11 protein-coding genes are annotated in these 13,117 nt (G+C 69.5%); 6 read left to right on the top strand and 5 right to left on the bottom strand.

Features of this window, described 5'->3' with window-relative positions:
* Positions 1-9: 9 nt before the first annotated feature.
* Positions 10-915, bottom strand: a complete 906-nt coding sequence (locus B2869_RS07495; RefSeq protein WP_292764540.1) for an NAD(P)/FAD-dependent oxidoreductase — start codon at positions 913-915, stop codon at positions 10-12.
* 57 nt (positions 916-972) lie between these two features.
* On the opposite strand from B2869_RS07495, the gene B2869_RS07490 reads away from it, so the two are divergent.
* The 5 genes from B2869_RS07490 (at position 973) to ccsB (ending at position 5,709) form a co-directional block, all read left to right on the top strand.
* Positions 973-1,377, top strand: a complete 405-nt coding sequence (locus tag B2869_RS07490) for a MerR family transcriptional regulator (RefSeq protein ID WP_292764537.1) — start codon at positions 973-975, stop codon at positions 1,375-1,377.
* A 63-nt stretch (positions 1,378-1,440) separates the two neighbouring features.
* A complete protein-coding gene (locus tag B2869_RS07485) occupies positions 1,441-2,091 on the top strand; it encodes a TlpA family protein disulfide reductase (protein ID WP_292764534.1) in 651 nt (216 codons plus the stop codon).
* Between the two features lie 16 nt (positions 2,092-2,107).
* Positions 2,108-2,893 (top strand): cytochrome c biogenesis CcdA family protein, encoded by a 786-nt coding sequence (locus B2869_RS07480; RefSeq protein ID WP_292764531.1) that lies wholly within the window; start codon positions 2,108-2,110, stop codon positions 2,891-2,893.
* A gap of 52 nt (positions 2,894-2,945) precedes the next feature.
* Positions 2,946-4,730, top strand: coding sequence for a cytochrome c biogenesis protein ResB (gene resB / locus B2869_RS07475; protein WP_292764528.1), 1,785 nt, complete (start codon positions 2,946-2,948; stop codon positions 4,728-4,730).
* Positions 4,731-4,734: 4 nt separating this feature from the next.
* Positions 4,735-5,709 (top strand): c-type cytochrome biogenesis protein CcsB, encoded by a 975-nt coding sequence (ccsB, locus tag B2869_RS07470; protein ID WP_021198980.1) that lies wholly within the window; start codon positions 4,735-4,737, stop codon positions 5,707-5,709.
* Between the two features lie 120 nt (positions 5,710-5,829).
* Here ccsB and B2869_RS07465 read toward each other — a convergent pair whose 3' ends face one another.
* The 3 genes from B2869_RS07465 to B2869_RS07455 form a co-directional block, all read right to left on the bottom strand.
* Entirely contained in the window at positions 5,830-6,420 is a 591-nt protein-coding gene (locus B2869_RS07465) for a 2'-5' RNA ligase family protein (protein WP_292764523.1), read from the bottom strand.
* Between the two features lie 131 nt (positions 6,421-6,551).
* Positions 6,552-8,525 carry a YhgE/Pip domain-containing protein gene (locus B2869_RS07460; protein WP_136025345.1) on the bottom strand — a complete coding sequence of 658 codons (1,974 nt, stop codon included), beginning with the start codon at positions 8,523-8,525 and terminating at the stop codon, positions 6,552-6,554.
* Complete coding sequence (locus tag B2869_RS07455) at positions 8,522-11,323, bottom strand: MMPL family transporter (protein WP_292764519.1); 2,802 nt, start codon at positions 11,321-11,323, stop codon at positions 8,522-8,524. The genes B2869_RS07460 and B2869_RS07455 overlap by 4 nt, the downstream gene beginning before the upstream one ends.
* Positions 11,324-11,454: 131 nt before the next feature.
* On the opposite strand from B2869_RS07455, the gene B2869_RS07450 reads away from it, so the two are divergent.
* Positions 11,455-12,078 (top strand): TetR/AcrR family transcriptional regulator, encoded by a 624-nt coding sequence (locus B2869_RS07450; protein ID WP_029259786.1) that lies wholly within the window; start codon positions 11,455-11,457, stop codon positions 12,076-12,078.
* Positions 12,079-12,120: 42 nt separating this feature from the next.
* Here B2869_RS07450 and B2869_RS07445 read toward each other — a convergent pair whose 3' ends face one another.
* On the bottom strand, positions 12,121-13,104 hold the full coding sequence (locus B2869_RS07445) for an o-succinylbenzoate synthase (RefSeq protein ID WP_292764514.1): 984 nt from the start codon (positions 13,102-13,104) through the stop codon (positions 12,121-12,123).
* Positions 13,105-13,117 lie beyond the last annotated feature (13 nt).

Here is a 13,117-nt window from a genome sequence, read left to right as displayed (position 1 = left end):
CGGGCGTGATCAATGCTCAGCGGCCAGCAGCGACTGGATGATGCCGACCGCTGCGAGCTGACCGGCAGCCGCGGCCAGCAGCACTGAGGCCATGGGCCCGGGAAGGGTCGCGCGGTGCGCGAGGTCGCCTGCAGCGAAGACGCCGGGGCGCGAGGTGCGTCCGAACTCGTCGATCTCGATGCACCCGGAGTCGAGCATTCCCAGTCCGAGCTGGGCGGCGAACGGCGACCGCTGGCGCATCTCCCCGGCAGAGATGAAGACGCCGTCGACGACGCTCTCGTCGGTGTCCGTGTGAACGCGGACACCTCCGTCGACCTTCTCGACGGAGGTGACCGGCGTGCGGCGCACCTGCGCGCCTTTCGCCTCGAGAGTTCGGATCTCGTCGTCCGCGAACTCCTCCCCGACGGGCACGACGGTGATGTTCCCGGCGATCCGACCCAACAGGCCGATGAGGTGCTCGGCCCGAGGTGCGGCGCCGATGATGGCGATGTCCCTGCCGGCATGCTCGTGTCCGTCGCAGAACGGGCAGCTGAAGGCGAATGTGCCCCACAGGTGGTGCAGCCCCGGGACATCGGGAAGATCGTCGGCGACGCCCGTGGCGAGGATGACCCGACGTCCCTCGACGACGGTGCCGTCGGCCACGCCCACGACGAACGCGCCCTCGACGCCCGAGACGCTCGTCGCCGCCACGTCGCGGATCTCCACGTCGTCGTACTCCTTGAGCTCGGCGCGGGCGGTCGCGCGCAGCTCCGAGGGTGGCATCCCGTCCGCGCCGATCATGTTGTGCATGTGCAGGACGGTGCCGTTGCGGTACTCGCCCGAATCCAGGAGCAGAGTCGAGCGGTGCATCCGTCCGAGGGTCAGGGCGGCCTGGAGTCCTGCCGGTCCTGCGCCGATCACGATGGCGTCGTACATGGGGGTCCTTCCGGTGGCGGGGTTGTTTTCCCCGTCAGTCTGTGACTTCATGTCAACATGAAGTCAAGCGATGCGCACCCCTGGTCCGTCGGCGATGTGGCCGAGCGCTTCGAGCTGCCGACGAACGTGCTGCGGCACTGGGAGTCGGTGGGGCTGCTCACTCCTCCGCGCGACTCCTCAGGGCGGCGGCGCTACGGCGAGGATGAGGTCGTGCGCATCGCCGTGATCCAGCGCAGCAAGGCAGCGGGGATGAGCCTCGAACAGATCGCGGTGCTGCTCGACGATGGGAGCGCCGGGCGGCACCAGGTGTTGCAGAAGCACCTGGACGACATCGATCGCCGTATGGAGGAGATGCGTCGATCGCGCGAGATGACCGAGCACGCGATGGGCTGCCGCGCGCACGACATCGCCACCTGTCCGCGGTTCCGGGCGGGCGTGGACGACGTCCTGGCGCGCTTCTGATGGGCCTCCGAAGGGTGCTCGTTTCCGGCTCGCGCATAGGAAGCTCTGCGTAAACTCGGAGTCGTGCCAAGCGATTCGACGGTCCGTCCGATCCGCAGCGGCCGCTCCTCCCGCACCCGGCGCTCGCGCCGTGCGGTCGGTGCCGCGCTCGCTGCGGTGCTCGCCATCGGTCTGAGCGCCTGCGCTCCCGATCCGGTCAGCGAATCGTTCCTGAACGGCGAGAACACCGGTTATGTCGCCGCCGACGGGGCGATCGTCGAGATCCCGGTCTCCGAGCGCGGTGAACCCGTCGTCTTCAGCGGAGTGACCGAGAAGGGCGAGGAGTTCGACAGCGCCGACATCGCCGGACAGGTCGCGGTCGTCAACTTCTGGTACGCCGGCTGCGCGCCGTGCCGCCTCGAAGCGGCCGATCTGGAAGGTGTCTGGCAGGACTTCCGCGATCAGGACGTCGCGTTCATCGGCATCAACACCCGTGACCAGGCGGACACGGCGGTCGCGTTCGCCGACGAGTACGGCGTCACGTACCCGAGCCTTATCGACGTCGACACCGCCCAGGCCAAGCTCGCCTTCGCGAAGGAGACGCCGATCGCCGCGACGCCGACAACCCTCGTGCTCGACAAGCAGGGCCGGGTCGCCGCGCGCATCATCGGCCCGATCGACGGCAAGTCGATCCTCTCCACGCTCGTCAAGGACGCCCTCGCGGAGACGTCGTGACCACCCGGGGAACGTCGTGAATCCCGAAGCGATCATCGGATCCGGGGCCCTCTGGATCGCGATCCCGGTGGCGATGCTCGCGGGACTCGTCTCGTTCCTCTCCCCGTGCGTGCTCCCGCTCGTCCCCGGCTACCTCGGCTTCCTCGGCGGTGCCGTCGCGCCTCGGTCGACCGCTGCTGCCGGTGCGGAAGGCGGGACGAAGACGCAGACCACCGAAACCGCGACGCGGGGGCGACTCGTCGGGGGCGTGCTGCTGTTCATCCTCGGGTTCACGATCGTCTTCATCCTCTACACCGTGCTCGGCGGAACGGCCGGGGTCTTCCTGCTGCAGTGGGGCGACCTCATCACCCGCATCCTGGGCGTGGTCATCATCGGGATGGGCCTCGTGTTCCTCGGCCTCTTCGGCTTCGCGCAGAAGGAGTTCCGCTTCCACGTCGACTCCAAGGCGGGGATCGTCGGTGCGCCGCTCCTCGGGGTGGCACTCGGGATCGGCTGGGCGCCGTGCATGGGGCCGACGCTCGCGGCCATCCTCGCCCTCTCCTTCAACGCCGGCGATCCGGTGCGCGCAGGTTTCCTCGGCCTGGCCTATTCGCTGGGCCTCGGGATCCCGTTCCTGCTCGTCGCCCTCGGCTTCGGCTGGGCGACGAAAGCGGTCGGCTTCCTCCGCCGCCACATCCGGGTCGTCAACATCGTCGGCGGCGTGATGCTGATCCTGCTGGGCATCCTGATGGTGACCGGCCTCTGGACCGACATCATGTCGCGCCTGACGGCGGTGATCGGAAGTGTCATCCTCCCGCTCTGACCGCCCCGTGAACTCCACCAGCTCCGACAAGAACCCCCGCACTGAGAAGGCCATGACCAAGAACAAGGGTGCCGCGAACAGCGACTCCAGCGATCCGCTCCGCCCGTCCGACCACGTCGACGGCGACGACTCGATCACCCAGCCGCGGCTGGGGTTCGTCGGCTGGCTGCGCTGGGGTTGGCGTCAGCTGACCTCGATGCGCACGGCGCTCGTCCTGCTGCTCGTGCTCGCGATCGCCGCGATCCCCGGCTCGATCTTCCCGCAGCGGATGGCCGACCCGAACGGCGTCACGCAGTGGGAGCGCGACAACCCCGACCTCTTCCCGGTGCTCGACGGGCTGAAGCTGTTCGATGTGTACCTGTCGCCGTGGTTCTCGGCGATCTACCTGCTGCTGTTCGCTTCGCTCGTCGGGTGTGTGATCCCGCGCATCAAGCACCACGCCAAGGCACTGCGCGCGCGTCCGCCGCGCACTCCCGCTCGACTGCAGCGGCTCGAGGACTACCGTGCGATCACGCGCGATCCGTCCGCGGACTCGGGCACCAGGACCGGTGACGCCGAAGCGGAGGCGGCCGCGTCCATCGACGTCGCGACGAAACAGCTGAAGGCCCTCGGTTACCGGGTGGAGCGCTACGACCGCGGACGCACGTTCTCGGTCTCCGCCGAGCGCGGCTACTGGCGCGAGACCGGCAACCTGATCTTCCACCTCGCGCTCGTGGGCGTGCTGGTCACGGTCGGCATCGGCGGCGGCTTCTCGTACACCGGTCAGCGCGTGCTGGTGGAGGGGGAGACGTTCGCCAACACGCTCCTCGACTACGACTCGATGAACCGCGGTCGCTTCGTGGGTGACGATGCGTTCGCCCCGTACTCGATGCGCCTCGACTCGTTCGATGTGACGTATCAGCCGTTCGGCGAGCCCGGCTCCGGACAGGCCGGCGACTTCTCCGCCAACGTCACGGTGCAGGAGAACGGGGAGGAGCGCACGGGGTCCGTCAAGGTCAACGAGCCGCTCGGGGTGGCCGACGACGATGTCTTCCTGCTCGGCAACGGCTACGCGCCGACCGTGACCGTGCGCGACCCCGAAGGCAACGTGGTGTTCACGAACAGCACCCCGTTCCTCCCGCAGGACAACAACATGACCTCGCTGGGCGTGCTCAAGGTGCCGGACGGGCTGGCCGAGCAGGTCGGCCTGGTCGGATTCTTCTACCCGACGACGGGTGTGCTCGAGAGCGGCGCGTTCTTCTCCGCGTACGGCGACCTCACGAACCCGACGCTCACGCTCGACGTGTACACGGGCGACCTCGGTATCAACGAGGGCGTGCCGCGCTCGGTCTACGTGCTCGACACCACCGGGATGACAAAGCTCACCGGCCGCACTACCGACGTGAAGTCGATCGAGCTCGCCCCCGGACAGACCGCGCAGCTGCCCAACGGCCTCGGCTCGGTGACCTTCGAGGACGAGTCGCCGGCCGGTGCGACGGATGCCTCGCAGTCGGTGAAGCGCTTCGCCTCGCTGCAGATCCACCGCGACGAGTCCGGAGTGTGGGTGCTCGGCTTCGCGCTGCTCGCCCTCGGCGGCCTCATGATCGCGCTGTTCGTTCCGCGCCGACGCGTGTGGGTCAAGGCCACGGCGCACGACGGCGAGATCGCCCTCGAGTACGCGGCCCTCGCGCGAGGGGAAGACCCGACGCTCGCGGCAGCCGTGGAAGACCTCGTCGCCGGTCACGCCCGACTGCTCGATGCGGCCGGGGGCACCACGGCGCGCCCACCGATCGATGACCCCGCGGACGAGTCCGCCGAGCCGGAAGCCCCGGCAACCGACACCCGGAAAGTAGACTGACACCATGCTCGAGCTCAACGTGATCTCGCCGGTCCTGCTCTGGACGGCGATCGCGATCTACGCGGCGGCCTTCGTGGCGTACGCCTTCGATCTCGCGCGGCGCTCGCAGGCGACGGCCGATGCGCAGAACGTGCGCGAGTCTGTGCTCGTCGGGGCCGGTGGCGGCAGCATCACCGCATCCACCGGCGCTCCCGTGGCAGACGCCGCTCCGCAGCGATACGTGATGGCCCGGATCGGCACCTCCCTGACCGTGCTCGGTTTCCTCTTCCACCTCGCCGCCGCGGTCACCCGTGGCATCGCGGCAGGCCGGGTGCCGTGGGCCAACCTGTACGAGTTCGCGATGATGGGCACGCTGCTCATCATCGCGGTGTACCTCGTCGTGCTCACCCGCATCGACCTGCGCTTCCTCGGCACCTTCATCACCGGCCTCGTCGTGGTGCTGCTCGGCCTCGGTGCGACGAACTTCTACGTCGATGTCTCGCCGCTCATGGACCCGCTGAAGAGCGTGTGGCTCGTCATCCACGTGTTCGTGGCCTCGGTCGCGACGGCGTTCTTCGCCCTCGCATTCGCCCTGTCGGTGATCCAGCTGATGCAGTCGCGACGTGAGCGACTTCTCGGCGAAGGCGCGAAGAAGACCGGGCCCGGCTTCCTCCGTACCTTCCCGAACGCCGTGCGCCTGGAGAGCCTGGCGTACATGTTCACCATCATCGGCTTCATCCTCTGGACCTTCACGCTCATCGCGGGGTCGATCTGGGCCTACTACGCCTGGAGCCGCTTCTGGGGCTTCGACGTCAAGGAGACCTGGACCTTCGTGATCTGGGTCATCTACGCCGGATACATCCACGCCCGTGCGACGCGCGGCTGGCGCGGCAACCCCTCGGCCTGGCTGGCGATCGTCGGGTTCTCCGCTGTGATCTTCAACTTCACGATCGTGAACGTCTTCTTCAAGGGCCTGCACGCCTACTCCGGCCTGAGCTGAGTCTGCCTCCGGCTGCGAAAACGGAGACCTCCCGGCTTCGTCCCGGCGCGTCTGAACAAGACACGCGGGGCGGGGTGCGGGAGGTCTCTGATTTGGCCGAGGGGCGAGCTGGGCCGAGGATCAGCCGCCGAGAGGGAGGACCTCGGCGTGCTCGATGCCGTCTTCGTACCAGACCAGCTCTGCTTCGGCGATGACCTCGGCGGGCGCGGATGAGAGCGGGCGGACCTCGGCTTTCGCGAATCGCGACCAGTCGGCCGCGTCGAGAGTCTTGCCGTAGAGCACCGACAGGTGGAACGTCCAGTCGGCCAGCGGGAGTTCGCCGAGGCGGCGGTAGTCCGTGGCGTCCAGCGCGGCAGTCAGGGTCGAGTATGCCGAGACGAGCGAGGCGCTCCGGGCGAGGCGCACGATCAGGATCTGCCAGGGCAGGGGGAACTCGTCGACGGCCTCGGCGCTCACCTCGATCGGTTCTTGCTGTGCCGCCCAGGTGCGGATCAGCGCCGCGAGTTCCTCGCGTCGCTCGGGCTCAAAGAACCCCCGGAGCGTGACGTGTCCGGTGTGCGGACGCCGCGCCGGGATGCCGAGGCGATCGAGCGCGGTCTCCTGGATCTCCCGATAGACCTCGGCGACCGCACCGGTGGGCCGGAGCACGAGGTACTGCTGCCCCTCGAGGCTCGCGAGTTGGTCGGGGGTGTCCATGAACGGTCGACGCATGTCAGGATCCTAGGTCGCGGGCGACGCGTGCCGAAACGGAGACGGTCACAGGTGCGGCCCGGCGCGTCATATGTCGACGCGCCGGGCCGGGCACGGGTGGTCTCCGTTTTGGCAGGGAGGTTCGGACGACGTCAGGCCGTGGCGAGGACCGCCTTGGCCGAGGTCGTGCGTCGCAGCGTCACGGCGAGCGTCGTGGCCACGAGCGACAGCACGCCCCAGACAACGAGTGCCGCGACCGCGGAACCGCTCGGCGTGATCAGACCCGCGAAGGCCGGAGCCGTCGGGAGGGCGGCTCCGATGCCAGCCAGCCAGTCCGGCACGGTCGAGATCAGGCCGGTCGCGACCGCGAGCACTCCGACGAGGGCGGAGATCCAGCGCCCGACGCCGCCGAACAGGGCGACGAGGGCCTGGTTCACGGCGGCGAACACCACACCGGCGAGCACGGCCGTGCCCGCGAACGCCCACCAGGTGCCGGCGTCATAGCTCGCCACGATCTGCACGATCAGCGACACCAGGAGGCCCTGAGCCGCACCGACCAGCGCGGCCGGGGCGAAGGCCCGCAGCGCGAGAGTAGCGGATGACCGACGCGAGGTGAGGGTGCGAGCGGTGTGTGCGCGCATCACCACGAACGACGCGAGACCGCCGAACCAGAGCACGACCGCCGCGAGCAGCGGGATCGCCGTCGGGCCGAAGATGGTGTTCATCGACGAGTTCGACGACACCGGGTCGGCGATCACCGAGGCGAGCGACTTCGACTCGGTGTCGCTGAACGAGGGCAGGGAATCGGATGCCGTGCGCAGCCCGCCTGCGAGGTCACCTGTGCCGGTCGCCAGGGTGTCGAGCCCGGTGGTCAGTTCGGTGGCTCCGTCGGCGAGGGCGGTCGCTCCGCCGGAGAGCTGGGTCGCGCCGGAGGCGAGGCCGCGGGCGCCGGTGGCCGACGCTCCGATGCCCTGGTCGGCGAGCTGGGTGAGGCCGCCTGCGAGCTGGGTGGCGCCTGCTCCGGCCTGCGACATGCTGGAGGCCAGCGTCGTGAACGTACCGGGAAGGGCGGCGACGCCATTCGCGACCTCGGGCGCGTTGAGGATGCCGGATGCCGTGCCGGCATCCGTCGCGACGGAACCGGCCTGCGTTGCGAGTGAGGTGTAGAGCGCGCACTCGGCCTGGTCCGCGACGGGCGGTGTGCAGGCGGCCTGCGCCATTCCGCCCAGCTGCTGGGCAAGAGCGACCGAGTCGTCTGCGGCGGAGCGTGCGGATGCCGAGGCGCTCTGGATCCCGCCGACGAGCTGCTGAACCCCGGCGACGCTTCCTTGCAGCTGCGCGCCGCCATCCGTCAGTCCGGCCCCGATCGCACCCGCGCCGGCCGCAGCCTCGCGCGTCTTGCCCGCGATCGTGTCGAGCCCGGAGGCGAGCGACGATGCCCCCGTCCCGAGCTCACCCGCACCGGAGGCCAGCTTCGTGGCGCCTTCGGGGATCGCTGCCGCTCCGGTGGCGGCATCGCGCGCGCCGTTCGCGAGCTTCACGGCGCCGTCTGCCGCCTCGCCGATCTGGTCGCCGATCGTGGTGAAGCCGACGAGGATGTTCTCGGTCGTCGCCTCGGAGAGCATCGTGCCCATGGTCGAGGCGGCGACGTCCGCGATCTGCCCGGTGATGAGGTCGTCGGCGACGAGTCCGTCCTCCGGGGTCGTGACGGTGATGGTGGCCTGCTCGGCCTTTCCTCCGCCGTCGGAGATCGCGGTGCCGGCGGAGGTGGCGGCGGACGAGAAGTCCTCGGGGATGGTGATGACGGCCTGGTAGGAGCCGTCGGCGAGACCGTCGGCGGCGTCGTCCTTGTTCGAGATCACCCACGTGAGGTTCGAATCGAGGTCGTCCGACCCCTCCACGAGACCCGAAGCCAGCTGGCGTCCGAGGGGAGTCATCTGACCGTCGATGGTCACCGGCTCGTCGAGGTTGACGATGGCCGCGGTCATCGAGTCCAGGCGTTCGGTCGGGTTCTGCAGCGCCGCGACGAGGATGCCGCCCACCGCAGCCGGCAGCAGCAGCACGCCGAGGATGGTCAGCCAGGTGATGGGCTTGCGGGAGCGCGCGCGCTCGATGGGGAGGGTCATGCGGTCACCTCGGTGGAATCTGCGGTACTCCGGCGAGGAGCACGCGTGTCGAGAGTCTGGGGGTCGGGCCATCCGGCCTCGGCGAGGACGGCCCGTGCCGAGTCGGCATCGGAGGCGGTGGCGAACACCGCGAGCGTGCGGGAGGCCGCGGCATCGCGCAGCATGGCCGTCGCCTGGTCGCGCTGGCCACCTGTCAGGCGGTCGAGTCCGTCGATCACGACGATCTGCGACTTCCCACGGAGCGCTTCGGAGAGGTCGCCGAGTGCGGCATCCGCGTCGTCGACCAGCACGCAGCCGACGTGCGCGCGCACCCAGGCCGCACGACCGGGGAGCAGGTGTCCCGCGACGCGGAGCTTCCCGTCCGTCGGCACGAGGCGTCCGGCGACCGTGAGGGCCAGGGCCCGACGAGTCCGCAGATCCCCGCCCGTCGCGATGACCGCACCGCCCTCGGCGATGCGCATCGACAGGCCCTCGACGAGCGGCGCATCTGCGCTGATCTCGAGGTCGTCGGCCGCGACGACCGATCCGTCGCCGGGCCAGGCGGCCAGGTGGCGTTCGCGTTCGACCGCCTCGCCTTCGACGTCGACGCGGGGGAGGATCTTCTCCAGCCAGCGCGGGAGCTCCCAGGCACGCTCGCCCAGGATCGCCATGAGGGCGGGGATCAGCGTCATGCGCACCAGGAAGGCGTCGAATGCGATACCGGCGGCGAGGCCGAGTGCGATCGGTTTGAGCGACGAGTCGCCCTCGGGGACGAACGCGACGAAGACCGCGAACATGATGAGCCCGGCCGCGGTGACGACCTTCGCCGAGCCGGTGAAGCCGCTGCGCACGGCGCGGAGCGCGGCGGCCCGCCGGGTGGCACGGCTCGGGCTCGTCGCGTCCTTGTCATGCACGAAGTCCTCGCGCATGCGGGAGACCAGGAACACCTGGTAGTCCATCGCGAGACCGAACAGCACGCCCATCAGGATGATCGGCATGAAGCTGATGATCGGCCCGACCTTGGCGACGTGCAGCAGATCGGCGAACCAGCCCCACTCGAACACCGCGCCCACCACGCCGAAGGCGGCGACGATCGACAGCAGGTAGCCGACGGCGGCAGTGATCGGCACCCAGAGCGAGCGGAACACGATGGTCAGCAGGATCAGCGAGAGGCCGATCACGAAGATGCCGAAGGGCAAGAGCGCGTTCCCGAGCTGGTCGGAGATGTCGATGCCGACGGCCGTGAACCCGGTGACCTTGAGGTCGATGCCGAACTCGTCGAGCCATTCGTCGTGATGGCTGCGCAGCTCGCGCACGAGATCGGCGGTCGCCGGGTCGTCGGGGGCGGTCTCCGGGATGATCTGCACGATACCGGTGTCGGCCGTCTCGTTCGGCGTCGCGAGGGCGACCTCCTTGACGCCGGGGACCTTCGCCACGGCGTCGCCGAGATCTTCCATCAGGGTGAGCGGATCGGTGGAGGTGACGATCGTGCCGGTGAGGATCAGTGGACCGTTGAAGCCGGGGCCGAACTGCTCCCCGACGAGGTCGTAGTTCTGGCGGGCCTCGGAGTCCTTCGGGAGCACACCGGCATTCGGCAGCGCGAGGTCGAGGCTCAGCGCGGGAACGGCCACGATCCCGAGTCCCAGGACGACGGCGAGAGAAACCAGCACGGGGTGCTTCATGACGCCGCCGACCCAGCGGGCGCTGCCCTTCACCGGGGCGACGACGTCCTTCGGCTCCTCCGACGCGTCGGAGGCGGTGCTCTTCTTCGCCTTCGACGCCTTGACCTTCTTCGGGCGGCCGACGACCCTGCCCTTCATGAAGCCGAGCAGAGCCGGGGTGAGGGTCACGGCGATCGCCACGGCGACGGCGACCGCGGCGGAGGCGGCGATGCCCATCGTGGTCAGGAACGGGATACCCGCGAAGCCGAGGCCGATCAGCGCGATGAGCACAGTGACGCCCGCGAACACGACAGCGGAGCCTGCGGTTCCGACGGCGCGCGAGGCGGACTCCTCCGGGTCCACGCCCGCGCGCACCTGATCCTGATGTCGAGCCATGATGAACAGCGCGTAGTCGATGCCGACCGCGAGCCCGAGCATGAGCGCCAGCAGCGGGGTGGTCGAGGAGACGGTCGCGAAGGCGGTCGCGGTGAAGATGCCGGCCATCGAGATGCCGACGCCGAGGATCGCGGTGAGCAGGGGGAGGCCCGCCACCACGAACGAGCGGAACGTGACGATCAGCACGAGCAGGGCGATGAGCAGTCCGACTGCCTCGGTGAGCGTGACGCCGGGGATGGAGATCGCGAAGAGGTCGCCGCCGAGCGAGGTCTGCGAGCCCGCGGGGAGCTCGGCGTCGAGGTCGCTCACGACCGAACGCAGCGCATCCTTCGTCTCGTCCGAGACATCGGTGGACTCGCCGTCGAACTGCACGCGCACGATGGCGGCGGTGTCGTCGTCGTTGATCATGCCCTTGACCATCTCGTCGTACGGCGAGGTGGCCGCGAGAACACCATCGAGGTCGCTCAGCTCGTCGACCGCGCCCTCGATGTCGTCCCGGTACTCGTCATCCGTGATCTTGTCGCCGTCGGCCGCGACCACGATGAACTGCGCGTTCGTGCCACTCACCTGCGGGAATGAGCGGGAGAGCTGCTCGAGCCCCGCCTGCGACTCCGTCCCGGGGATGGAGAACGTGTTGTCGGTTCCCGCGCCCAGCACGAGCGCTCCGGCGCCGGCGATGCCGAGCGCGAGCAGCCAGGACACGAGGACCCGCCACGGGTGCCGGAAGGACCAGCGTCCGAGCGAGGACAGGAGTGTGGACACGCGTTCCTCCGAGGGGTGCGGGGTGGATACACAGGTGTATCCAATACATAGATGTATCGTAAGTTGACCCGCCCGGCCAAGCCTGTGTGCGGGGTGTGAATCATGCGAGAGTGAAGGGTCAGGAGGTTTCGATGTCGACACCCGCAACCCGCAGCCGCGAGAACACGCGAGCCCGCCTGCTCGAGGCGGCGGCGCAGGTCTTCGCCGAAGTCGGGCTCGATGGAGCGTCGGTGGAGGCCGTCTGCGAGCGTGCCGGTTTCACCCGCGGTGCGTTCTACTCGAACTTCGAGTCCAAGGACGAGCTGTTCCTCATGCTCGCCGCCAGCGTCTCCGAGGTGCGCGTGAACGCGGTGCGCACCCGCGTCGAGGAGCTGACGGCCGCCGGCGCCCTGGTCGAGGGGTGCGATCCGATCGACCTCGTGCAGCAGATCATGGAGCTCGGCGGAGACGATCGTCTCGGTGTCATGCTGCTCAGCGAGATCCGTATCCGTGCACTACGCGACGCGAAGTTCGGCGAGGCCTACCTCGCGCAGGAGCGCGAGATGGTCTCGAGCATCGCGCAGATCGTCGACGACATCGTCACCGCCGGCCTGCTGCGCCTTCGCCTTCCGGCCGAGACGGCTGCCCGCATGCTCATGATCATCTGGGAGGGCATGACCGTGCGCGGCGCCATGGCGGGCCAGGATGACGCCCAGCTGCGGCACTCCGGTGGCGAAGAGCTCGGTCGTCTGGTGCAGCTGCTCATCGAGCAGTAGTCCGCAGGTTCGCCGGGGTGGAGGTGGAGGGGTCCACCCCGCTCAGTGCGCGCTGTTCGAGAGCTCGTAGTGGCAGCGGGCGAGTCGGGCGAACCACCACTCGCGACGCTCGTCCGAGGCGGCGAGACGGTTGAGGGACTCGGCATCGGGCGTCACGCGGCCGACCGGGATCGCGCCGTCGACGGGACGCAGGTCCGCCACGTCGTCGAGGAAGAGCGACGCCGTGCCGAGCCCGCAGTCGTAGTCGAGCGACGGGAGCGCGGCAGCGAGTGCGGCCCCCTGTGACAGGCCGACCGCCGTGTCCAGCGCACTGGAGACCACGACGGGCAACCCCGCGGCGGTGACGATCTGCAGGGCGTGGGTGATGCCGCCCAGCGGCTGGGCCTTGATCACGAGCAGATCCGCAGCAGAGGCACGTGCGACCGCGAGCGGGTCGGTCGACTTGCGCACGCTCTCGTCGGCCGCCACCGGGATGCCCATGTACTTCACGCGCCGGCGCAGTTCCGCCAGCTCCGGCACCGTCGCGCACGGCTGTTCCACGTACTCCAGGTCGTATTCGCCGAGCGCGTGCACCGCGTGCTCGGCCTCGTCGACGTTCCACGCGCCGTTCGCGTCGACGCGGACGCGTCCCTCCGGCCCCATGACCTCCCGCACGGCGCGCACTCGCGCCACGTCGTCGGCCAGGGTCTGGCCCGGTTCGGCGACTTTGACCTTGGCCGTGCGGCATCCGGGGAACCGTGCCAGCAGCTCGGGCACGCGCACCGCATCGATCGCCGGCACCGTGGCGTTCACGCCGACCCGGTCGCGCAGCGGCTCCGGCTGCGCACGCCACGCATAGTCGATCGCGGCGGCGAGCCACGTCGCCGCCTCCGCATCCTCGTACTCCACGAACGGGGAGAACTCCGCCCACCCTTCCGGCCCCTCGAAGAGCAGGGCCTCCCGCACGTCCACGCCACGGAAGCGGCTGTGCATCGGGAGGGCGACGACCCTGGCCGAGTCGAGCAGGTCTGCGAGTGGCGGGATCATGTGCCCATTCTGT

Origin of the sequence: Microbacterium sp. UBA3486 (assembly GCF_002377845.1) — a bacterium.
Classification (GTDB): Bacteria; Actinomycetota; Actinomycetes; order Actinomycetales; family Microbacteriaceae; genus Microbacterium; species Microbacterium maritypicum_A.
This window is presented reverse-complemented; position numbering and strand designations above follow the sequence as displayed.